Annotated in this window: 19 protein-coding genes; 7 read left to right on the forward strand and 12 right to left on the reverse strand. The window is 60.9% G+C overall.

Annotation, left to right across the window (positions count from 1 at the left end; genetic code table 11):
- Positions 1 to 4 precede the first annotated feature (4 nt).
- Together R1W01_RS01815 and R1W01_RS01820 are read left to right on the forward strand one after the other, a co-directional pair.
- The gene (locus R1W01_RS01815) at positions 5 to 934 is read left to right on the forward strand and encodes an ABC transporter permease (protein WP_297757324.1); all 930 of its coding nucleotides are present in this window, start codon (positions 5 to 7) and stop codon (positions 932 to 934) included.
- Positions 931 to 2274: an ABC transporter permease gene (locus tag R1W01_RS01820; protein WP_297757327.1), complete on the forward strand. Its 1344-nt coding sequence runs from the start codon at positions 931 to 933 to the stop codon at positions 2272 to 2274. Before R1W01_RS01815 ends, R1W01_RS01820 begins: the two co-directional genes overlap by 4 nt.
- A 42-nt stretch (positions 2275 to 2316) precedes the next feature.
- Here R1W01_RS01820 and R1W01_RS01825 read toward each other — a convergent pair whose 3' ends face one another.
- From R1W01_RS01825 to R1W01_RS01880, 12 genes are all read right to left on the reverse strand, one after another.
- Entirely contained in the window at positions 2317 to 3462 is a 1146-nt protein-coding gene (locus R1W01_RS01825) for an iron-containing alcohol dehydrogenase (protein WP_297757329.1), read from the reverse strand.
- A gap of 22 nt (positions 3463 to 3484) precedes the next feature.
- Positions 3485 to 4846: a glutamine synthetase family protein gene (locus R1W01_RS01830; protein WP_297757332.1), complete on the reverse strand. Its 1362-nt coding sequence runs from the start codon at positions 4844 to 4846 to the stop codon at positions 3485 to 3487.
- Positions 4847 to 5001: 155 nt separating this feature from the next.
- Positions 5002 to 6174, reverse strand: coding sequence for a thiolase family protein (locus tag R1W01_RS01835; protein WP_297757335.1), 1173 nt, complete (start codon positions 6172 to 6174; stop codon positions 5002 to 5004).
- 14 nt (positions 6175 to 6188) lie between these two features.
- Positions 6189 to 7481, reverse strand: a complete 1293-nt coding sequence (locus R1W01_RS01840) for an ArgE/DapE family deacylase (protein WP_297757338.1) — start codon at positions 7479 to 7481, stop codon at positions 6189 to 6191.
- 11 nt (positions 7482 to 7492) lie between these two features.
- On the reverse strand, positions 7493 to 8125 hold the full coding sequence (locus R1W01_RS01845; RefSeq protein WP_297757341.1) for a 3-oxoacid CoA-transferase subunit B: 633 nt from the start codon (positions 8123 to 8125) through the stop codon (positions 7493 to 7495).
- 7 nt (positions 8126 to 8132) lie between these two features.
- Complete coding sequence (locus R1W01_RS01850; protein ID WP_243614133.1) at positions 8133 to 8825, reverse strand: CoA transferase subunit A; 693 nt, start codon at positions 8823 to 8825, stop codon at positions 8133 to 8135.
- Complete coding sequence (locus R1W01_RS01855; RefSeq protein ID WP_297757345.1) at positions 8822 to 10174, reverse strand: aspartate aminotransferase family protein; 1353 nt, start codon at positions 10172 to 10174, stop codon at positions 8822 to 8824. Before R1W01_RS01855 ends, R1W01_RS01850 begins: the two co-directional genes overlap by 4 nt.
- Positions 10171 to 10941, reverse strand: a complete 771-nt coding sequence (locus R1W01_RS01860) for an amino acid ABC transporter ATP-binding protein (protein WP_243614135.1) — start codon at positions 10939 to 10941, stop codon at positions 10171 to 10173. Before R1W01_RS01860 ends, R1W01_RS01855 begins: the two co-directional genes overlap by 4 nt.
- 17 nt (positions 10942 to 10958) lie before the next feature.
- Positions 10959 to 11615 carry an amino acid ABC transporter permease gene (locus R1W01_RS01865; protein WP_243614136.1) on the reverse strand — a complete coding sequence of 219 codons (657 nt, stop codon included), beginning with the start codon at positions 11613 to 11615 and terminating at the stop codon, positions 10959 to 10961.
- A 48-nt stretch (positions 11616 to 11663) separates the two neighbouring features.
- A complete protein-coding gene (locus tag R1W01_RS01870) occupies positions 11664 to 12311 on the reverse strand; it encodes an amino acid ABC transporter permease (protein ID WP_243614137.1) in 648 nt (215 codons plus the stop codon).
- A 12-nt stretch (positions 12312 to 12323) separates the two neighbouring features.
- A complete protein-coding gene (locus tag R1W01_RS01875; protein WP_243614138.1) occupies positions 12324 to 13115 on the reverse strand; it encodes a creatininase family protein in 792 nt (263 codons plus the stop codon).
- 67 nt (positions 13116 to 13182) lie between these two features.
- A complete protein-coding gene (locus R1W01_RS01880; RefSeq protein ID WP_243614139.1) occupies positions 13183 to 13968 on the reverse strand; it encodes a transporter substrate-binding domain-containing protein in 786 nt (261 codons plus the stop codon).
- 148 nt (positions 13969 to 14116) lie between these two features.
- Between R1W01_RS01880 and R1W01_RS01885 the strand changes: the two genes are divergently transcribed.
- The 5 genes from R1W01_RS01885 (at position 14117) to R1W01_RS01905 (ending at position 18921) form a co-directional block, all read left to right on the forward strand.
- Complete coding sequence (locus tag R1W01_RS01885; RefSeq protein ID WP_297757353.1) at positions 14117 to 15073, forward strand: LysR family transcriptional regulator; 957 nt, start codon at positions 14117 to 14119, stop codon at positions 15071 to 15073.
- Positions 15074 to 15181: 108 nt separating this feature from the next.
- Complete coding sequence (locus R1W01_RS01890) at positions 15182 to 15817, forward strand: helix-turn-helix domain-containing protein (protein ID WP_243614141.1); 636 nt, start codon at positions 15182 to 15184, stop codon at positions 15815 to 15817.
- Positions 15818 to 16004: 187 nt separating this feature from the next.
- Entirely contained in the window at positions 16005 to 16895 is an 891-nt protein-coding gene (locus R1W01_RS01895) for a class II glutamine amidotransferase (protein ID WP_243614142.1), read from the forward strand.
- Between the two features lie 3 nt (positions 16896 to 16898).
- Positions 16899 to 17585 (forward strand): GXGXG domain-containing protein, encoded by a 687-nt coding sequence (locus R1W01_RS01900; RefSeq protein WP_297757357.1) that lies wholly within the window; start codon positions 16899 to 16901, stop codon positions 17583 to 17585.
- Positions 17586 to 17595: 10 nt separating this feature from the next.
- Entirely contained in the window at positions 17596 to 18921 is a 1326-nt protein-coding gene (locus R1W01_RS01905; protein WP_297757360.1) for an FMN-binding glutamate synthase family protein, read from the forward strand.
- Position 18922 lies beyond the last annotated feature (1 nt).

The following is an 18922-nucleotide window of genomic DNA, read 5'->3' on the forward strand; positions in this document are numbered from 1 at the left end:
GGCAATGAAACGCAATTTGCCTTTCTCCGAGTTCTTCCGGAACAACGGCCCCGTCATGGGCAGTATCCTGATCGGGCTGGTGGCGTTCTGGCTCATCTTCCTGATCCTGCTGCCGCAGCTCTCGATGCTCGATTATTCCTTCCGGTTCAACCTGCCGCCTGCGGACGTGGGCGGGCCGAAGGACGTCTACACGCTGAGCAACTACGAATACCTGATCTACGGGTCGGATGAGAGCAAGCAGAGCTTCAACACGGTTGACCTCAAGGTCTTCGTGCGCACGATCCTCGCCGCGATGGTGGTGACGATCTTCAATATCGTTCTGTGCTATCCGCTGGCCTATTTTCTTGGGCAGGCAAAGGGGGCTGGTGTGGCGCGGCTTTTCGTGGTGCTGCTCATCATTCCGTACTGGATCAATGAAATCCTGCGAGCCTTTGCCTTGCGGATCATCTTTGGCGAGACAGGGCTACTCAACGAGGCCTTGATGTTCCTGCATCTTGCGAGCGAGCCGATTGATTTCATCCGTCAGGATGTCGCGCTCTATGCGGGTCTCGGCTATGCCTATATCCTCCTGATGCTTTTCCCGATGTATAACGTCATCGAGAGCCTTGATCGCAACCAGATCGAGGCCGCGCGGGACATGGGGGCGAGTTGGATTCATATTCACCGCCGCATTGTCATTCCCCATGCAAAGCCGGGCATCGCCTCGGGCTCGACCATGGTCTTCATGCTCTCTGCCGGGGCGCTTGCCGCGCCACAAATCCTTGGCGGGCCAAGCAGCCTCTGGTTCACGCAGCTTGTCTATCAGTGGTTCAATGACTCGCTCAATTGGCAGCAGGGCGCGGCCTATGCCATCGTGCTTCTCGTTTCGACCATCGCCATCGTTCTGACCTTTATGCGGGTCTTCAAGGTGAACATGGGGGATATCGGGAAATGAGTTCTGCGACCCTGATCCGTATCGCCCTTGGCGCCTATCTTCTGATCTTCTTCAGCTACCTGCTCGGGCCGCTCGTGGTGATGAGCCTGACGGCGTTCAACTCATCGGCCTTCCCGTCGGTGTCGCCCTGGGCCTGTTTCACATTCGAATGGTTCGGTGTCCTGTTTGAAGACAAACATATCCGCGACGGGCTTTTCTATAGTGTGCTGATCGGGATCGGGACGGTGATCCTCTCGGTCTCCATGGGGCTTGCGGCATCTATCGTGCTCACGCAGGTCTGGCCGCGTTTCCGGTCGACCTATTACACGATGATCATTGCGCCGATCCTCATTCCCGGTGTGGTGCTTGGTATCTCGACGCTGGTGTTCTGGGACCGGGTTGGGCGGTTCTTTGGTGCTGAGGATGGGTCGTTCTTCTACGAGTTGTTCCACAACGGGATCTTCCTCACGATCCTTGGTCAGTCATCCTTTATTGCCTCCTATGCGATGCTTGTTTTCGTGGCGCGGCTTCAGCGGTTTGATCCGGGCCTGACGGAAGCGGCGCTCGACCTTGGGGCGACACACACACAGGCGTTTCGCAAGATCCTCTTGCCGTTCATGCGCCCGGCGATTGCCTCGGCCTCGGTGCTGGCGTTTCTGGCTTCTTTTGAGAACTACAACACGACGACGTTTACCATCATCGACTACAAGACGCTGACCACGGTGCTGGCTCAGAAGGTGCGCCTTGGGATCAACCCGTCGATTTCGTCGCTGGCCTTCATCATCATCACGCTCACGGTTTTTGCCGCGCTTATCTTTGAGGCGGTGCAACGCAACAAGAGCCGCAAGGACGCAATGCGCCAGGGGCGGCTTAAGCCGGGTAGAGGGGTGTTGCCGGGTTTCCTGCGTGGCAATCCGGCGGCGATCATCCTTGTCCTTCTGTCCTTCTTCGTGATCGCGATGGTCGGCACGGCGCAATCCTATAGCCCGGAACAGTGCAAGATCCGGGTCAAGGAAGCGCGCCAGATCGAGATTCAGAAACGCATCGAAGCGCTTCAGAAGGCCCGTGCGGAAGAACGCGCCAAGGCCGCTGAGGAGGCCGAGGACGCAGTCCCGGCAGCTCCGTCGCCGTCCAATAGTGGCGCCTTTGGCAATGTCTTTGCGCCGGGGAACCTCTCGGGAGAGGAAGAGAGCGAGGCGGTGCCTGAACCTGCACCGCAGGGCGGTAGTGGGGCCTTCGGCAACGTCTTTGCCCCGAATAACCTCTCCGAAGACACACCGGACGAGCCGGAAGCGCCTCAGGGGGGCACAGGAGCGTTCGGCAACGTTTTTGCGCCGGATAATCTTTCGGGAAGTGAGTGACGAAAGGAACAGGCCGCGCGGTTTCGGGCGGCCTGAATTCCCTTAGAGCGCGGTCTCAAAAAGCGCCGTGAGGTTGGCCTTGGTCAACTCAATCGGATTGCCGCCGCAGGACGGATCGACAAGCGCGCCTTCGACGAGGGCTGGAATGCTCTCTGCTGTCACACCAAGGTCGGAGAGGCGGCGAGGAATGCCGAGGCTGTCGTTGAGGTCTTGCACGAAGGCGCGGAACCCGTCAAAGCCGCCCGCGATCCCGAGATAGGCCGAGGCTTGTTGGAAGCGATCTGCGATGGCCGGTGCGTTGAAGTCGAGCACGGCAGGCATGCAGACGGCATTGGTCGTGCCGTGATGCGTGTTGAAATGCGCGCCGATAGGGTGGCTCATGGCGTGAATGGCACCGAGGCCCTTCTGAAACGCCGTCGCGCCCATCATGGCGGCGCTCATCATCTGGGCGCGTGCCTCGAGGTCGGTGCCATCGGCATAGGCGCGCGGCAGGTAATCTTTCACGAGGCGCATCCCTTCAAGCGCGATGCCCTGGCTCATCGGGTGGTAGTGCGGCGAGCTATAGGCCTCAACGCAATGGGCAAAGGCATCAAGCCCGGTGCCCGCAGTGATGAAACGGGGCATGCCGACCGTCAATTCGGGATCGCAGATCACGATGCTCGGCAACACCTTGGGGTGAAAGATGATTTTCTTGGCGTGGGTCTCGGAATTGGTGATGACGCTGGCGCGGCCAACTTCCGACCCGGTGCCCGCGGTGGTTGGCACGGCGATGATCGGAGCGATGGCCTTGGCGTCGGCGCGGGTCCACCAGTCGCCGATATCCTCGAAATCCCAGACGGGGCGCGTCTGGCCCGCCATGAAGGCGACCATCTTGCCAAGGTCGAGACCAGAGCCACCGCCAAAAGCGATCACGCCGTCATGCCCGCCTGCGTGGTAGGCTTCGACACCGGAGGCGAGGTTCTTTTCGTTCGGGTTTGGATCGACATCAGCAAAGAGGCCACGGCCAAGCCCCGCGGTCTCGAGGATGTCGAGCGCCTGAGTGGTGATCGGCAGGTCGGCAAGGCCCCGGTCCGTGACGAGGAGCGGACGGGTCATGCCGGTCGCCGCGCAGGCGTCGGCAAGCTCCGCGATCCGGCCCGCGCCGAATTTGATCGTGGTCGGGTAGGACCAGTTTCCGGTAAGCGTCATGGAGTGTCTTTCTTTCTCGAGGTCAGGCCAGTTCAAAGCCGCGCGCGATCTCGTAGTCGGTCACGACGCGGTTGAACTCTTCGATTTCCCATTCGGCGGCGCGTGCATAGTGGGTCACTACATCTTCGCCAAGCGCGTCGCGCAACAGATCAGAGGCCAGAAGTGCCTCGCGCGCGTCGCGTAGCGTTTCAGGGATATAACGGCCTTCACCAGCGTAGGCGTCGCCAGAGAAGGCGGGTTCAAGCACGAGCCCGTCTTCGATCCCCTTGAGACCGGCAGCAAGCATGGCGCTCATCGCGAGGTAAGGGTTGATGTCAGAGCCGCCAACCCGGCACTCGATGCGCACCGCCTTGGTGCCGTCACCGCAAAGGCGGAAGCCCGCCGTGCGGTTGTCGATCGACCAGATGATCCGCGTCGGCGCAAAGCTGCCCTTCTGAAAGCGCTTGTAGCTATTGATGTAGGGGGCGAGGAAATAGGTATAGTCGGCGGCGTATTTCAGAAGACCCGCGACATAGGATTTCATGAGGCTCGACATGCCGAGCGCATCGTCCGGATCATAGAAGAGCGGCGCGCCGTCCTTCCAGAGCGATTGATGCACGTGGCTCGAGGAGCCGACCTTGTCCTTGTGCCATTTCGACAGGAAGCTGACGGCGTGGCCCTGTTGCCAAGCGATTTCCTTGGTCGCGTGCTTGGCGATGGTGTGAAAATCGGCAGTGTCGAGGGCCGGGGCGTATTTGATGTTGAGCTCTTCCTGCCCGGTCTCGGCCTCTCCCTTGCTATTCTCGATGGGAAGCCCTGCGTTCCAGAGATGATTGCGCAGCGGGCGCATGACATGCTCTTCGCGGCTTGTCTGCAGGATATGGTAGTCCTCGTTATAGCCCGAGAGCGTCGCAAGATCGCGGAAGCCGGATTTGCGGATCTCGTCAAAGCTCTTCTCGAAGAGGAAGAACTCCAGCTCGCTTGCCATCATCGGGGTCAGGCCCATCGCCTCGGCGCGGGCGATCTGTTTCTTGAGCATGGCGCGCGGGGAATGGGAGATCTCCTCGTGGGTGTGGTGATCAAGGATATCGCAGAGCACCATCACCGTCCCTTCTAGCCATGGCAGGGGGCGCAGCGACGAGAGGTCGGGCTTCATCACGTAGTCGCCATAGCCCTTCTCCCAAGAGGTCGAGGCAAAGCCCTCGGGCGTCGACATCATCAAGTCGGTCGCCAATAGGTAGTTGCAGCAATGGGTCTCTTCCCAGGCGCTTTCAATGAAGTGCCCGGCATGAAAGCGCTTGCCCATGAGGCGGCCCTGCATATCGACAAAACAGACAAGAACAGTGTCGATCTCGCCTCCGGCGACCTGTGTTTTTAGGTCGTCGAACGTAAGAGGTCCGGGCATGGGGTTTCCTTTCTTCAGAGGGGCTGGAGCCGCGCGGTCGCGCGTTGCTCTTCCCAGTGTCAGAGAAATCTTCCATGCAGTCGGCGAGACTGTCAATCGCTGTAGAGGCATGGCGCCGCGCCAGACGTGGCGCGGCCCATCAGACAGGCGGGTGCTTAGAAAACCTCGATCAAACCGGCAGCGCCCTGCCCACCACCGACGCACATCGATACCACGCCCCAGCGCGCCTTACGGCGTTGGCCTTCGAGAAGGATATGCCCGGCCATTCGTGCGCCAGACATGCCGTAGGGGTGGCCGATCGAGATCGCACCGCCATTGACGTTGAGTTTGTCCGGGTCAATGCCGAGCGTGTCGCGGCAAGGCAGAAGCTGGGCCGCGAAGGCTTCGTTGATTTCCCAGAGGTCGATCTCCTCTGCCTTGAGGCCTGCCCGCTCTAGCAGGCGCGGGATGGCGACGATCGGGCCGATGCCCATCTCCTCCGGTGCGACGCCGGCCACGGCAAAGCCGCGCAGGGCGCCCAAGGGGGTCAATCCACGCTTCTCGGCTTCGCGGGCCTCCATGACGACAAGCGCCGCCGCGCCGTCCGAAAGCTGGCTTGCATTGCCTGCGGTGACCGTCTTTTCTTCCCCCAAGACCGGTTTCAGGCTGGCAAGGCCGATTTCCGTGGTGCCGGGGCGGCCGCATTCGTCGGCGTGGATCGTCACGGTCTGTTCACGAGTTTCACCGGTGGCCTTGTCGGTGACGAGTTTCACTGCTTCGACCGGGATGATCTCGTCGGCAAAGAGGCCCGCATCCTGCGCGCGGGCGGTGCGGATTTGGCTTTCGAGGGCATAGGCGTCCTGAGCTTCGCGGCTGACGCCATAGCGCTCGGCGACGACTTCGGCCGTTTCAAGCATCGAAAGGTAATAGCCGTCGCGCACGGACGGGTCGCGATAGCGGTGTCCGTTCCAGTGGTTTTCCTGCACGAGGGAGATGCTCTCCAAACCGCCAGCCAGCGCGACGTCCGCGCCATCCTTGACCATATGGCCCGCGATGGCGAGTGCGTTGAGGCCAGAGGCGCATTGGCGGTCGATGGTCTGACCCGCGACGCAATCGGGAAGGCTTGCCGCCAGCGCGATATGGCGCGCGACGTTGACCCCCGTCGAGCCTTGGGTCAGGGCGGCGCCGAAAACCGCGTCTTCGATCTCGCCACCTTCGAGCCCCGCGCGGGAGACGGCGGCACGCACGGCATGGGCCGCGAGGCTCGGGCCTTCGAGGTTGTTGAATGCGCCGCGATAGGCTTTGCCGATGGGGGTGCGGGCGGTGGATACGATGACGGGTTCGCGCATGTCTTGTCTCCGGTTCAAATGTCTTCGACGCCGCACCAGTCGGCGATGAACAAGGCCGTGGCCTTGGTCACGCGGCGCATACTCTCAAGCTCGACCCGTTCATTGAAGCCGTGGATCGCCTCGGCGGTCGGGCCATAGACGAGGGCGGGTGTGTCGGCGTAGAGGCCGAAGAACCGGGCGTCGGTGGTTGCGGTGATCGCGGCCCGGTCGAGCGCGCCGCCGGTGACCGTGCCATGTGCACTATCAAGCGCGCCAATCGCATCGGCGGCAGAGCGGCTCTTGTCGTCGGAGAGGGCGTATCCCTCGGCGTGAAAGCCGTGATAGACGATTTCGGGGAGTGAGTTGCGCAGGAAAGCGTTTTCGCGCGCGGCTTCCATCAGGACGGCCTCGATCTCTTTCTTGGCGTCCTCGATGCTTTGGCCCGGGAAAATCCCCATACGCACGTCAAAGACGCACCATGCAGGCACGGAACTTGTCCAGTCGCCGCCCTGAATCTTGCCAATGTTGAGGTTGAGCGCGTGGTCCATGTGCGCGTAGTCGCCGTGGCGGTGTTCGACGCCATTCCAGCGGGCCTCCATCTCGTGCAGGGCCGAGATGAGCGGGATCGCGGCCTCGATCGCATTGGCGCCCTGTCCGGCATAGGCGACGTGGGTCGGCAGGCCCTTGAGATGGACCTGAAACCAGATCACACCAAGCTGGGCAGTCACGAGCTGTTCGGCGAAGGGTTCGGGGATCAGGGCGGCGTCGGCCTTGTAGCCGCGCGCAAGACAAGCCAGCGCGCCGTTGCCGGTGCATTCCTCTTCGACCACGGATTGATAGAACACGTCCGCCGCCGGGGCGAGGTTCAACCGGCGCAGCGCGTCGAGCGCGTAGAGGTTGGAGACAAGCCCGGCCTTCATATCGCCCGCGCCACGGCCATACATCCAGCCTTCCGCGACGCGCGGCTCGTAAGGTGGGCTATCCCACATGTCGAGCGGGCCTTCCGGCACGACGTCGATATGGCCGTTGAGGATCAGCGAGCGACCCTTTTGGGTTTTGGAGCGGTGGCTTCCGACGACGTTCACCGCGTCCTCGTAGGGGCCGAGCACGGGCGAGAAGCCGGGCAGGTGGCGGATGTCTTCCACGTCAATCTGCCAGCGGTCGACCTCGTAGCCTCGGTCAGTCAGCTCCTCGGCCATGAAATTTTGCGCGCTCTGTTCGTTGCCGCGCGTGGACGGATGGGCGGTCAGGGCGGCGAGAAAATCCACCTGTTCGTCGAAATAGGCATCCACCGCGTCAAGGATGCGGGGTGTCAGCTCGGTCGTCATGTCAGTCAGCCTCAGAAAGTTGGAATGTCGCCCTTTGGAAGGGAGAGGGGGGCGCCTGTAGCCTCGGTGATCTCGGCAAGGCTTGTGCCTTCGGCCAGTTCAACAAGGGCAAAGCCGGTTTCGGTCACGTCGATGACCCCCATGTCGGTAAAGATCCGTGAGACACAGGCACGGGCTGTCACAGGCAGGCTACATGTGTCCTTTAGTTTGGGGTTGCCTGCGCGGTCTGTGTGGGTGGTCAACACGATCACCCGACGGGCCTTTTGCGCCAGCTCAATGCCGCCGCCTGCACCCGGAGAGAATTTGCCGGGGATTTTCCAGTTGGCAAGATCGCCTGTCTGCGCAACCTCGAAGGCCCCGAGCATGGTCAGGTCGAGTCGCCCCGACCGCACCAGAGCAAAGGACACGGCGCTGTCAAAGAAGGAACTGCCGGGGATGGTCGAGACATAGGCCCCGCCCGCGTCGATCAGGTTGCGGTCGGCGGTCTCATACGCATGGGTCGGACCGATCCCCGCAAGGCCGTTCTCAGTATGCAAGCACACCGGGAAATCCGGTCCAAGGTGATCCACGACTTTCGTCGGCAGGCCGATCCCAAGGTTCACGACCATGCCGGGGGCGATTTCGCGGGCCGCTCGAGCGACCATTTTGCTCCTAGCGTTGGACAACGGCGTATTCCTCGCTGAGTTCTGTGAGCCCTACGAGGTCATCCACGAAGGGGCCGGGCGTGTGCACGTCATCGGCATGAAGCGCCCCAAGCGGCACGACGCGTTCGACTTCGGCGATGACACGCGTCGCGGCCATGGCCATGAGCGGGTTGAAATTGCGCGCGGTGGCGGCAAAGGACAGGTTCCCGAACGGATCGGCGCGATCTGCATGGACAAGCGCCACATCGGCACGCAGGGCGCTTTCGACGACATAGGCCTTGCCGTCTATCTCCATGCGTTCCTTGCCGTCGGCAAGCTCGGTATCAATGCCGATGTCGGTCAGGATGCCACCAAGCCCTGCGCCACCTGCGCGGATGCGCTCGGCGAGGATGCCTTGGGCGTTGAACTCCACTTCAATCTCGCCCGCGTTCATCATTGCGATGGCGCGCGGGTTGAGGCCGATATGTGTCGTCACAAGGCGTGCAACCTGTCCCGAAACCAGAAGGTGATCGACCCCCATGTCGGTCTCGTTGGCGTCGTTTTTGATGATCGTGAGATCGCGCGGACCCTGCCGGACAAGCTCGCGGATGAGCGTGAACGGTGTGCCGGGGACGCCGAAACCACCGATCATAACGGTGGCACCGTCGCCGATGTGGGCGATCGCCTCTTCAAGGGCCCCGACCTTATCAGGAAGCCTCATGCCGCGCTCTCCACGTCAAGACCGGCCTCGCGCGCAAAGGCGTCGAGGGAGTCGGTGAGGATCGCCATCATCTCGTCGATCTGTGCCTCGGTGATGATGAGCGGCGGCGCGACGAGGAAGTGATCCCCGGCGGTGCCGCCACGTGTGCGGCGCGAATACGTGATGAGGCCGCGCTCATAGGCGAGCTCGACAAGCCGGGAGTGGGCGTTGAGGGCGGTCGGTAGCGGGTCCATCGTGTCGCGGTCGGAGACGAATTCGAACGCCGTCAAAAGCCCCTTGCCGCGTACATGACCGATAAACGGATAGCGATCCATCAGCCCATGCAGGCGTGACAAAAGCACGTCGCCCATATTAGCCGCATTGGAGACGAGGTTCTGTTCCTCGAGTTCCTCGAGCACCGCGAGGCCCGCAGAACAGGCCAGCGGGTTGCCCGCATAGGTGAAGCCATGCAGGAAGCCGCCTGCGTCGAGGATCGGCTCGACAATGCGCGCGCCGGCCACGGTCGCGCCAAGCGGGGCATAGCCCGCGCCGAACCCCTTGGAGAGGGCGACGATATCGGGGGTGATGCCCCAATGCTCGGCGGCGATGAACTTGCCGGTACGGCCCGCACCGGTCATGACCTCATCATAGATCAGCAGGATCCCGAACTCGTCACAGATTTCGCGGATGCGTCCATAGTAGCTATCCGGAGCGACAAGCGCGCCGGTCGAAGCCCCGCCCACCGGCTCCATGAGGAAGGCGAGAACGGTTTCCGGGCCTTGGGCGATAATTTCATCGCGCAGCATCTCGGCATATTTCAGGCCGCGCTCTTCCTCGCTGAGGTTGTCGCGGTCGAGATAGGTCACAGGGGCAGCCACCTTGGGCATCCCGCGCATCATCGGATCGAATGGGCGCGCCAGCGGGTCGTAGCCCGTCAGGTCAAGCGCGCCGAGCGTACAGCCGTGATAGGAGGGAAAACGCGAGATGACTTTCCAGCGGCTTTCTTGGCCCTGCACGATGGCATATTGCCGGGCGAGCTTGATCGCGCTCTCGACGGCCTCGGAGCCGCCGGAGACAAAGAACACGCGATCTAACCCCTCGGGCATCATCGCGGCGGTCTTGGCAGCGAGGTTCTCGGACGGTTCGGTCCGAAAATGCAGGCGGTAGCCAAAGGTTGCCTTGTCCATCTGTGCCTTCATTTTGGCAAGGACGTTGGGGTTGGAATGGCCGATATTGGACACCATCGCCCCGGACGTGCCGTCGATATAACGCTTACCGGTGGTGTCGTAGAGGTAGATGCCCTCACCCCGATCGAGAAACGGACGGGGGGTGCGGGACTGGTAAAACAGGTGGGAGGGCGTGGTCGTCACTTTGAGCCTTCGAGGTGTTTGCGGAGAAATTCTTTGGTGCGGTCCTTGTCGGGGTTCTTGAAGACTTTGCTAGGCGGGCCTTCTTCGACAACGACCCCTTGATCCATGAACAACACGCGGTCGCAAACCGAGGCCGCGAAGTCCATTTCATGTGTTACGATGATCATGGTCATGTGCTCTTCAGCGAGCTTCTTCATCACCAGGTTAACCTCTTCGACAAGCTCAGGATCGAGCGCCGAGGTGGCCTCGTCAAAGAGCATAAGCTTGGGCTGCATCGCAAGGGCGCGGGCAATGGCGACGCGCTGTTTCTGACCGCCCGAGAGCTGTGAGGGATAATAGTCGATCCGCTCGAGCATGCCGACGTGGGCGAGCTGTTCCTCGGCGAGCTTATCCGCTTCTTTGCCGGAAATGCCCTTGAGGAGCTTCGGCGCCATGGTGACGTTGTCGCGCACGCTTAGGTGCGGGAACAAATTGAAGTGCTGGAACACCATGCCGATCTGCTGGCGCATCTCGTTGATGTGCTTTTCATACTGGCGATGGGGCAGGCTCTTGTTGACCTGGACACCGTCGAGGATGATCTCGCCGCCAGTCAGGGGATCAAGGTCGTTGATCGCGCGCAGCAGGGTGGATTTACCAGACCCGGAGGGACCGATGATGGCGACGATCTCGCCGCGCTCCACCGTGAGGCTGATGTCTTTGAGCACCTCCAGAGAGCCATAGGACTTCTGGGCGTGGCGGATTTCGACGAAAGGTGTTTTCTCAGTCATGTCAGATCCTCTTTGGGTCAGCGCGAGAGCTGGGTGCGGCGTTCGATCCGACGGATCACCGCTTCCATCCCAAGGTTGATGATGTAGTAGAGCACGGCGGCGGCGGCGTAGAATTCAAACGGACGATAGGTGCGCCCGATGGCGAGCTGAGCCGAGAGCGTGAGTTCCGTGACCCCGATCACCGAGACCAGCGCTGAGTCCTTCAGGAGCGCGATCATCATGTTGCCAATGGGCGGGATCACATCGCGCACGGCTTGTGGGATCACAACCTTGATGAGCGCCTGCCTGCGCGACAGGCCAAGGGTACGCGCGGCTTCCATCTGGCCCTTGTCGACGGCGATGATCGCGGTCTGGATCAGTTCGGAGTTGTAGACCGCGAAGTGCAGACCCAAGCCGATCACCCCGGCCACGAAGGCAGGAAGGTCGATCCCGATCTGCACCAGCCCGAAATAGATCAGGAACAGTTGCAACAGGAGCGGCGTGCCCATGAAGAGCCAGGCGACAAAGCGGAACGGCAGGCGAATGACGAGCGGCGCGTAAAGCGCGATCACCGCAAACAGGATGCCGCCGAAGAAGCTCAGGAGACCGGCCGCGACAGTGATCGCGATGGTCCACAATACGCCAAGCAGGAGAGCGTCGGCGTATGAGGGGACGACTGTGAAATCAAGACCCATGGGACGCACCTTTCGATTGGAGGAACGGGGGGAGGAGTGTCGCGCAGATCATGGCAGACGCACCCGGCGATCAATGAAAGTAACGAGTTTGCCGACCGCGGTGATGATAATGAGGTAAAGAATACCGGCGATCAGGAACATCTCGAAGGGCTTGTAGGTTGACCCGATATAGCGCTGGGCAGTGTAGGTCAGTTCCACAACGGAGATTGCCGCGACAAGGGCTGTGCCCTTGATCTGGGCGTTGATGTTGACCCCGAGGGGACGGACCATCAGGCGCATCGCCTGCGGCAGTGTCACCTTTCGGAAGGTCTCAAACCGCGACAGGCCAAGCGTGCGGGAGGCTTCGATCTGGCCCTTGTCGATCGAGATGATCGCGCCGCGCATGGTTTCGGTCATGTAAGCGCCGATATTGACGCCAAGACCGATCACGCCCGCCTCGAAGGCGTCTAGCTGAATCCCGACCTGCGGGCCACCGAAATACAGCAGGAAGAGCTGGATCAGGGCCGGTGTGCCGCGAAAGAAGCTCACATAGGCCGCTGCGATGAAGCGGAACAGCGCAAAGCGCGACAATCGTCCCGCAGCGCCGAGTATACCGCAGGCCAGACCCAGCAGGATGGTCAGGACCGATAGTTGTATGGTGACCCAAGCGGCCTCTAGAAAATACGGGTACACCCGCAACATCAGGTCAATATCCATCTATCCGCCTTCCTAGTGGTGGTCGGTACGTTCAAGGATCGGCAAGGCGCGGATTTCGCGCACCAGTGCCGTGGTTTCTTCGATCGCGGCCTTGAGAAAGGCTTCGCCGTTTTCTGCGGTGGCCACGGTCGGATCGCCCATCGTGCCTTCTGGCGACACCGAGGACCACCAGCGCATGAGCATGGCTTTGCCGCCACCCTTGGCGAGATCGAGGTTGAAGAAATTGGTTTTCGGGTCGTGCAGGTTCTGGTTCGTGGCCTTGTCGAGATCGACATGTTCGGGATGCAAGTGCATATACATCGCCGCCTCGAATTCGCCCGCATGGGCAATGCCGCCCACCTCCGAGGCGCGCACCTCGTTGATACGGTCGGCGCAGAGGTTCCAATACGAGGCGGAGACACAGATGATACCGGTCTCGATCACCGTCTTGCGTGCGGAAAGGTCGAGGATCGGGTGGTTGGACCCGTGCGAGTTCAACAGAAGAATTCGGCGGAAACCATGATGCGCGAGCGATTTGGTCACGTCGGTCACGAAGGCGATCAGCGTCTCGGGCTGAATCCAGATCACGCCGGGGAAATCCTTGTGGTGTTCGTTGAAACCATAGGCAATCGGGGGCATCACAAAGACCTCATCGGGCGCAGCCTCGGCGACGCCATTGGCAACCGCCATACCGAGCACCGTATCAGTGTCGAGCGGCATGTGCGGGCCGTGGTCTTCGGTTGCGGAGACGTTCAGGATCACAACGCGGTCCTTGTCCGCATCGCGCACGTCTTCCCAGGTCAGTTTGCCATAGTCGGTTGTCATGGAGAGTCTTTCGGGGGTCTTGAGTGTCGGGGTCGCCGTTCTGTGATGGCGACCCCGGGGGATAGGTTTAGCGGATGTCCGCACCGATCCATTTTTCAGCAATCATGGTATAGGTGCCGTCTTCCATCATGGAGTCGAGCGCCGCTTGCATGGCCGCCGCAAGTTCCGGGTTGCCTTCGCGGATTGCGATACCGGCACCGAAAGCATCGGTCTCGAGATCTTCGATCATCGCGAATTCTTGGCCCTTTTCGGTCATCGCGAGGATCGCCGCGATGGAGTCGTTGACGATCACGTCGACACGACCATTCTCAAGCTCGAGAAGCAGTTCCGGCAGACCCTTGTAGGTCTTCACGGTGTAGCCCTGTTCCTTGGCCCATTCCTCGTGGGTTTCACCGAGGGTCACGCCGACCTTGACGTCGCCAAGCTGGCTCACCGAGGTAATGCCGGAATCCGGCTTGGTGAAGATGGCGCGTTTGGTGGTGTAGTAGGGACCAACGAAATCGACGACCTCATCACGCTCTGCGGTGATGGTCATCGAGCCGACGATGGCGTCATACTTGTTGGCCAGAAGGCCGCCGATGATACCGTCCCATGCGGTGGTGACGATCTCGGTCTCAAGGCCCATGCGCTTGATGATTTCCGCACCGATGGCCGGGTCGAAACCGACAACTTCGTTCTGGTCATTGACGAAGTTGAACGGAGGGTAGGCGCCGGACATGGCAATACGCACCACACCCTTTTCCTTGAGCGTTTCAAGTTCGTCCGCGGCGACGGGGGCGGCGGTCATGAGGCCTGCGAGGGCGAGTCCACCGGCAGCGACGGCGGCTTTCATGAAAGTTCTGCGCTTTGTCATTTCTGTCTCCTGTTGGGTCTAAAGGCAGCGTTGAACGGGCCGGAGCCCAGTTGCGAGATGGCGGTTTTGCCCGCCTTATTGAAAAAGCTTGCATGGGCGAAACCATTGCGCAAATAAATAATGGCAATTCTCAAAATTGAGGAAATCTATGATAAAGCCCTATGAGCAGCGCTTTCCCTGGCAGTTGGACTGGAATCTTCTACGGACCTTCATGGTGGTGATTGAACAGCGTGGCATCTCGCGCGCGGCGGATTTCCTTGGCCTGAAACAACCCACCATTTCTTCTGCGTTGAAGCGGCTCGAGGACACGGTGGGCCAAAGGCTCATCATCAGAAAACCCAATGAGTTCAGGGTGACACGCGCCGGGCAAGTGCTTTATTCCGAGTGCTCCTCGATCTTTGGAACGATCTCGCAATTGCCGTCTTTGATGGAGATCGGGGGGGCCGAACTGCGCGGGCATTTGTCGGTCGCCATCGCAAGTCACGTGATCTCGCCGCATTTCGATGAAGTGCTGCATGATTTTGCCGCCGCGCACCCCAAGGTATCGTTCTCTTTTACTGTGGCAGAAAGCGAAGAGATCGTTGCCAGGGTGGCGCAGAACCGGATCAGCTATGGCATTTGCCTCCTGCACAAGATCCCCGCCGGTCTTAAGGCGTCGGTGCTTTACCGCGAATACTTCGGTCTGTTTTGTGGTCCGCACAATCCGCTCTTTGACAAAGACGAGATCGCGCTTTCGGATCTCGAGGGACAGGCGTCTGTTTCTTTCCAGACAGAGACGGAGGGCCGCCCACTTGAACCGGTGGCGCATTTGCGGGCGCGGGCAAAGATCGCAAGCGGCTGGCGCGGAGTGTCGGCGGATCTGCATGAACTGCGGCGCATGATCCTCGCGGATGTGGGTATCGGCGCCTTGCCGCTTCATGTTGCGCAACGTGACGTGGAGATCGGCCGACTGCGGCAGCTCCCCCCCTACGAAGATTTGCCGCGGGTGAATATCTATCTCCTGACCAATCCGACGCGCCGGTTCGCGGATGCTGAATCGGCTTTCCTGTCGGCCTGTGATGAGGCAATGGCCCGCGTGGATGCGGAAGAACGGACGTATTGGTAGAACTGCCCCGCGTTTTTCCGTGGTCAATTAAGTTTCCTTGGAAGAATATGGTGGCGACGCTGTCACCCTGCCGCCCGAAAGGCGCCACCCCGACCGGAGAAGATCGTTTTGCCCAAAGGACGAAAGACCCTGCAACAGAACCCGCACGCCCTGCGGGAGGTGCGCGAAAAGAACCTCGAGGTGGCAATCGGTCGACAGGTGCGCGAGCTGCGCAAGCGGCAACGGATGACAGGTTCTGATCTCGCAACGCAGGCGGGGCTTTCGGTGGGGATGCTGTCGAAGATCGAGAACGGCGTGATTTCTCCCTCGCTCAATACGCTTTCGACATTGGCGGATGCGCTCAAAGTCCCTGTGGTGCAGCTCTTTTCCGGCTATGAGGAAGAGCGCGGCTGTATGCATGTCAAAGCTGGCGAAGGTGTCGAGACCGAGCGCGAGGGGACGCGGGCGGGACACCAATATAGCCTCTTGGGCCATATTGGCGCGAATAACTCGGGCGTCGTGGTCGAGCCTTATCTCATCACCCTGACAAGCGAGAGTGACCGCTTCCCCACCTTTCAGCACGAGGGCATGGAGATGCTCTATTTCCTCGAAGGGCGGGTGCGCTATCGCCATGGCGACAAGATCTTCATCCTTGAGCCGGGTGATACGCTTCTGTTCGACGCGGATGCGCCGCATGGGCCGGAGGTGATCCTCGATCTGCCGGTGCGATTCTTGTCGATCATCACCTATCCCCAGCAGCTCTGATTTCTTTCACCGCTCAAAAATCAAGCACACGAGACCTATGCGCCAGAAAACTGCCCATGATTTGGGCGGGCGCTGATCTGCGGTCAAATATTTCCCCAAAAGAGAGATAGTTTCTTGAGGGGAAAATTCATTTCCCGCTAGGACAGTCCCACGGCGCTTTGCCGCGGACAACCGAATGGAGGACCCCATGTGTGGTATTGTTGGCCTGTTCCTGAAGCGGGATGAATTGCGCCCGCAACTGGGCGACATGCTGACCGATATGCTCATCACGATGACGGATCGTGGCCCGGATAGCGCCGGGATCGCGATCTATGGTGAGGAGACAGCGGGCAGCATCAAGATTACCGTGCAATCGGATACGCCCGAGACGGCGTTTGACGCACTCGACACCGCGCTCTCTGCCGAAATCGACGCGCCGGTCGCGATCAAGACGCTCGACACCCACGCCGTGCTGACGGTGCCAGACGCATCAGAGGCAGCGGCCATCACCGCCCTCGAGGGGATGGGGCTTCGGATCATGGGCTCGGGCGCCTCTATGGAAATCTACAAGGAAGTCGGTCTGCCCAAGGATGTCGCAGCGCGGTTCGGCCTGCGCGAGATGGGCGGCAGCCACGGCATTGGCCACACCCGCATGGCGACAGAATCCGCCGTGACCACGATGGGCGCGCACCCGTTCTCAACAGCCGATGACCAATGCCTCGTGCACAATGGCTCGCTTTCGAACCACAACCAGATGCGCCGGACGCTTGCCAAGAAAGGTGTCTTTACTCGCTCGGAGAACGATACCGAAGTGGGCGCGGCCTATATCTCGTCGCGCATTGCCGAGGGCGCGAGCCTTGGCGAGGCGCTGGAAGGTACGATCGACGATCTCGACGGATTCTTCACCTTCGTCACCGGGACCAAGAACGGCTTTGGCGTCGTGCGTGACCCCATCGCCTGCAAACCCGCTGTCATGGCCGAGACAGACGACTACGTCGCTTTCGCCAGCGAATATCGCGCCTTTGCCGACTTGCCAGGGATCGAGGCCGCGAAGGTCTGGGAGCCTGAACCTGCAACTGTTTACTTCTGGGAGCGCTGAGACATGAGCACCATTCTCGACATGGCCGAAACGGATCTGCGCGCGGTCAACACGACTCTGCAAGCAGCGGCCAAGGACAAGGCCAATGCGGCCTACACCCTCACCAATCCGCGCGGCAGCCACGCCGTGGCCTGCGGCCTCGACGGCCCGCTATCTGTCACCGTGAAGGGATCGACCGGCTATTATTGCGCCGGGATGAACAAAGACGCCACAGTGACCGTCGAAGGCTCGGCCGGGCCGGGCGTGGCCGAGAATATGATGTCCGGGGTTGTCACCATCGAGGGCGACGCCTCGCAATATGCAGGTGCGACGGGGCACGGCGGGCTTCTCAATATCAAGGGCAATGCGTCGTCGCGCTGCGGCATCTCCATGAAGGGGATCGACATCGTGGTGCATGGCAACATCGGCCACATGTCCGCCTTCATGGCGCAGAAGGGCAACCTTGTCGTGCTTGGCGACGCAGGCGATGCGCTTGGGGATTCCCTTTACGAAGCGCGGCTTTTCGTGCGCGGCAACGTCAAATCCCTTGGTGCAGATTGCATCGAAAAAGAGATGCGCCCGGAGCATATCGCGCTTCTGTCAGAGTTGCTTGAGAAGGCAGGCGCCGACGCCAAGCCGGAAGAGTTCAAACGCTATGGCTCGGCCCGCAAGCTCTACAATTTCAACATCGATCACGCAGACGCCTACTGAGGAGCGCGACATGGACAAGACACCCCAAACCGAACCGCGCCAAAGCTGGACGTTTTCCAACGATGTGAACTCGGAAATTCGTCGCGCCGCTGCGACGGGTATCTACGACATTCGCGGCGGTGGCGCGAAACGCCGCGTACCGCATTTTGACGATCTTCTGTTTCTCGGCGCCTCGATGAGCCGCTACCCGCTCGAAGGGTATCGCGAGAAATGTGAGACGGCAGTGACGCTTGGCACGCGCTTTGCCAAGAAACCGATTGAATTGAAAATTCCGATCACCATCGCGGGCATGTCCTTTGGCTCTCTCTCTGGTCCGGCCAAGGAAGCGCTTGGTCGCGGCGCGACCATGGCGGGCACTTCGACGACGACCGGCGATGGCGGCATGACCGAGGAAGAGCGCGGCCATTCCGAAAAGCTCGTCTATCAATATCTGCCGAGCCGCTATGGCATGAACCCCGATGACCTGCGTCGCGCCGATGCGATCGAGGTCGTGGTGGGCCAGGGTGCCAAGCCCGGTGGGGGCGGCATGTTGCTTGGCCAAAAGATCACCGAGCGCGTCGCGGGGATGCGCGATCTGCCCGAAGGGATCGACCAACGTTCTGCCTGTCGGCACCCGGATTGGACCGGGCCGGATGACCTCGAGATCAAGATCCTCGAACTGCGAGAGATCACCAACTGGGAAAAGCCGATCTACGTGAAGATTGGCGGCGCACGCCCCTACTACGATACCGCGCTGGCGGTGAAAGCGGGGGCGGACGTGGTCGTCCTTGACGGGATGCAAGGCGGCACGGCGGCGACACAGGATGTCTTTATCGAACATGTCGGCCAGCCGACGCTTGCGTGTATCCGGCCTGCCGTGCAGGCGTTGCAGGATCTCGGCATGCACCGCGAGGTTCAGCTTGTGGTGTCCGGCGGAATTCGCACCGGCGCCGATGTGGCTAAGGCACTTGCCCTAGGGGCGGATGCGGTCTCGATCGGGACGGCGGCGCTCGTCGCTCTTGGCGATAATGATCCCAAGTGGGAAGCAGAATACCAAAAGCTCGGCTCTACGACCGGCGCCTATGATGATTGGCACGAAGGCCGCGACCCGGCGGGGATCACGACACAAGACCCCGATCTTATGGCGCGGCTCGACCCGGAGATCGCGGGTCGCAAGCTGCGCAACTACCTCAACGTGCTGACGCTCGAATGCCAGACGCTCGCGCGGGCCTGTGGCCACAACCACGTCCACAACCTTGAGCCCGAAGACCTTTGCGCGCTGACCATGGAAGCGGCTGCGATGGCGCAAGTGCCGCTGGCTGGAACCAACTGGTACCCGGGCAAAGCGGGTTTCTGAA

Origin of the sequence: Shimia sp. FJ5 (assembly GCF_032918335.1) — a bacterium.
In the GTDB taxonomy this organism is placed as follows: Bacteria; Pseudomonadota; Alphaproteobacteria; order Rhodobacterales; family Rhodobacteraceae; genus Shimia; species Shimia aestuarii_A.

Excerpts from the sequence above, each read along its gene's own strand:
- R1W01_RS01815 (WP_297757324.1), top strand. The coding sequence starts at position 5 with ATGAAACGCAATTTGCCTTTCTCCGAGTTCTTCCGGAACAACGGCCCC.
- R1W01_RS01820 (WP_297757327.1), top strand. The coding sequence starts at position 931 with ATGAGTTCTGCGACCCTGATCCGTATCGCCCTTGGCGCCTATCTTCTG.
- R1W01_RS01825 (WP_297757329.1), bottom strand. The coding sequence starts at position 3,462 with ATGACGCTTACCGGAAACTGGTCCTACCCGACCACGATCAAATTCGGC.
- R1W01_RS01830 (WP_297757332.1), bottom strand. The coding sequence starts at position 4,846 with ATGCCCGGACCTCTTACGTTCGACGACCTAAAAACACAGGTCGCCGGA.
- R1W01_RS01835 (WP_297757335.1), bottom strand. The coding sequence starts at position 6,174 with ATGCGCGAACCCGTCATCGTATCCACCGCCCGCACCCCCATCGGCAAA.
- R1W01_RS01840 (WP_297757338.1), bottom strand. The coding sequence starts at position 7,481 with ATGACGACCGAGCTGACACCCCGCATCCTTGACGCGGTGGATGCCTAT.
- R1W01_RS01845 (WP_297757341.1), bottom strand. The coding sequence starts at position 8,125 with ATGGTCGCTCGAGCGGCCCGCGAAATCGCCCCCGGCATGGTCGTGAAC.
- R1W01_RS01850 (WP_243614133.1), bottom strand. The coding sequence starts at position 8,825 with ATGAGGCTTCCTGATAAGGTCGGGGCCCTTGAAGAGGCGATCGCCCAC.
- R1W01_RS01860 (WP_243614135.1), bottom strand. The coding sequence starts at position 10,941 with ATGACTGAGAAAACACCTTTCGTCGAAATCCGCCACGCCCAGAAGTCC.
- R1W01_RS01865 (WP_243614136.1), bottom strand. The coding sequence starts at position 11,615 with ATGGGTCTTGATTTCACAGTCGTCCCCTCATACGCCGACGCTCTCCTG.
- R1W01_RS01870 (WP_243614137.1), bottom strand. The coding sequence starts at position 12,311 with ATGGATATTGACCTGATGTTGCGGGTGTACCCGTATTTTCTAGAGGCC.
- R1W01_RS01875 (WP_243614138.1), bottom strand. The coding sequence starts at position 13,115 with ATGACAACCGACTATGGCAAACTGACCTGGGAAGACGTGCGCGATGCG.
- R1W01_RS01880 (WP_243614139.1), bottom strand. The coding sequence starts at position 13,968 with ATGACAAAGCGCAGAACTTTCATGAAAGCCGCCGTCGCTGCCGGTGGA.
- R1W01_RS01885 (WP_297757353.1), top strand. The coding sequence starts at position 14,117 with ATGATAAAGCCCTATGAGCAGCGCTTTCCCTGGCAGTTGGACTGGAAT.
- R1W01_RS01895 (WP_243614142.1), top strand. The coding sequence starts at position 16,005 with ATGTGTGGTATTGTTGGCCTGTTCCTGAAGCGGGATGAATTGCGCCCG.
- R1W01_RS01900 (WP_297757357.1), top strand. The coding sequence starts at position 16,899 with ATGAGCACCATTCTCGACATGGCCGAAACGGATCTGCGCGCGGTCAAC.
- R1W01_RS01905 (WP_297757360.1), top strand. The coding sequence starts at position 17,596 with ATGGACAAGACACCCCAAACCGAACCGCGCCAAAGCTGGACGTTTTCC.